Here is a 2518-nt window from a genome sequence, read left to right on the forward strand (position 1 = left end):
CTTTAAGTCAAATTGAACCGGGCGATTACTTCCTGGAATTACGAGCCAGACAACCCGGGGGCTACCAATGGAGTAATCCACTGGAAATTCAATTCAACGTATTTGTGCCCTGGTATTCGCAAACATGGGTTATTTATAGCGCCATTGGCCTACTGCTCTTATTTTTATCTTATTATTTTCGTTTTTATGTAAAACGACGTTTTAACAGATTACAACAGGTCTTGAAGTACTCCAATGAAAAGTTAGCGAAAAAAGAAGCACAACTTCATCAAAAGATTCGCGAATTTAAAGAGCAACAAGAAGAATTGGATGGCGCAAAATTGAATATTCAAACCCTGGAACTGTTTATTAAAGATATTCCCAAAAAGGCATCCTGGAACGATATCATCAATGCCATGGGTAAAGCGGTTAACCAATCTGCGGATATTGACGCTTTTGAAATTGCATTTAAGGAAAAAAATGAAATAGTTCATAGGGGTTTTTCCAACCAGGAACGAAGTGGGTATACTTTTAGAAGCAAACCTTTTAACGCTAAAACCAGTTTAACCTGCTGGGCTATGGACAACAATCAGGAAGTCTTAATTAATGATTTCAATAAGGAGCACACAATATACATTCAGGGAAAGGCCGCTTACCGTTTTAGTTCCTTATTGTTTATTCCTTTTACCTTAGAGAATGATCAGCCGGTTGTATTATGCGCTTACAGTATTAAGAAAAACCATTTTGACCCCAATGATTTAGTTATGTTTAGAATTTTGGCCCAATTCATCTCCTTTTCAATTCACAAGGAAATTACAAAAGCGGTATGAAGAATCTTTGGTTTCACATATTGATCTTGTTATTCTTAGGGGGAAATAGCCAGCAGGCTTTTGCACAAGGCGATACACTTACTGTTGGAATTTACCATAATCCCCCCTTTGTAATAAAAACAGCAGAAAATAATTTTGAAGGCTTGAGTATTGAATTGTGGGAAAACATAGCACAGTCTGCTAATCTGACATTCCGTTATGAACTATATTCAGATTTCATCGGTATTCTAAAAAGACTTGAATACGAAGATATCGACCTAACCATTAATCCAATGGATGTGAACGCTTCGCGGGTTAAAAATTTTGACATGACACAGCCCTATTTCATTTCGAGTATTGGTGTGGCTATTCCTTATTTAAATCGCTCTCCTCTTGCCGTTTTCGTCAGTAATATTTTTTCACTGGCTTTTTTAGAAATTATATTCTTGCTCATTTTTATAATTTTTGTCTTTGGTTTTTTTCTATGGCTGATCGAACGAAGGCATAATAAATTTCAATTCCGGCCAGGCCTGTTAGGCCTTTTTGACGGGCTATGGTGGTCAGCTGTAACCATGACTACGGTAGGTTATGGAGATAAAGCGCCCAAATCGAATATGGGTAAAGCCATTGCCATTATTTGGATGTTTACAGCAGTGATCATTATTTCTAGTTTTACCGCCGGCATCGCTTCCACTCTGACTATTACCGGATTACAAACCGACATAAAAAATGCCGAGGATATACGATTGGTTGAAAATATTTCCGTCGTGGGAGCTACCAATGGAGAGTCGTATTTGGTACAGGAAAATATACCTATTAATAAGACTTATGCTACACCAATTCTTGCGCTCAGGGCACTTGCCAAGAAGGAAAATGATGTATTCCTGTATGATAGGACCATATTACAGTATTACATTAACAGGCTGGCATTGGATGAAAAGGTGAATTTGTTACCCTTCACTTTAAAAGAGCACTACCAAAGTTTTATGTTACCCAAGAACCACCCTGCTTTTGACCTTATCAATGTTGGTTTAATGAAGGAGATCCAAAAGGAACGCTGGGGAAATTTGCAAAGAAAGTATGATGTGAAGGCCAATTAAAATAGTGGAATCACAAAAAAGCCTTCGTGAGTTTCGAAGGCTTTTTTTGTTTCTTTATTCCTAAGTAGAAGTGTTAACTCAATACGCCATAAAGACCTATTAAGACGCCTAGGGCTATTAAGGCAAGCACTACCTCTAAACTTAGATTTAAAACCGAAAGAATTGCATTTAATACAGGGTGTTTTTTTGAATTTGCTTCCATAGCAGTAGGATTTTAAAATTAGCATATATAAGTTACGAATTTGTGTGGTGATCAGCAGCCTAATTGTTGTGAAAGCGCCAAAACTTGTGGTTTAGCCGTGTTTTTTATGCATTTCATCGATGATTTAACACCTGGCATGCACTTTCAAGAGATACCTCGATGCGTAGGTAAAACCCTACATTCTAAATCAATTTTAATCTCTATCTTGAGAACTCTATAATTACCTGACTATAATTGGATAAAATAACTAATTAATCAAAAACCACTAAAAATGAAAATTAAGAACTCTATTATTATGGCATTTGCCATTTTCCTTTATTGCAATTCGGCTGTGTATGCGCAAGGAACGAATATAGTCACGCTAAATGTTAATACGGAAGTCATTAATGATGATAATGTATTGGACGAATGTTTTTTTACCTGGGAAG

The 2518-nt window shown here is 36.7% G+C and carries 3 protein-coding genes; 2 read left to right on the forward strand and 1 reads right to left on the reverse strand.

Annotated features, from left to right (window positions below; genetic code table 11):
* Both Q0X89_RS07830 and Q0X89_RS07835 read left to right on the forward strand, forming a co-directional pair.
* On the forward strand, positions 1-809 hold an 809-nt coding region (locus tag Q0X89_RS07830), incomplete at its 5' end, for a GAF domain-containing protein (RefSeq protein WP_297692846.1).
* Positions 806-1888 (forward strand): transporter substrate-binding domain-containing protein, encoded by a 1083-nt coding sequence (locus tag Q0X89_RS07835; protein WP_297692849.1) that lies wholly within the window; start codon positions 806-808, stop codon positions 1886-1888. The genes Q0X89_RS07830 and Q0X89_RS07835, both read left to right, overlap by 4 nt.
* A 73-nt stretch (positions 1889-1961) precedes the next feature.
* On the opposite strand, the gene Q0X89_RS07840 is transcribed toward Q0X89_RS07835, so the two are convergent.
* Positions 1962-2090, reverse strand: coding sequence for a hypothetical protein (locus Q0X89_RS07840; protein WP_297692851.1), 129 nt, complete (start codon positions 2088-2090; stop codon positions 1962-1964).
* Positions 2091-2518: the final 428 nt, after the last annotated feature.

The organism is uncultured Eudoraea sp., assembly GCF_947258525.1.
GTDB lineage: Bacteria > Bacteroidota > Bacteroidia > Flavobacteriales > Flavobacteriaceae > Eudoraea.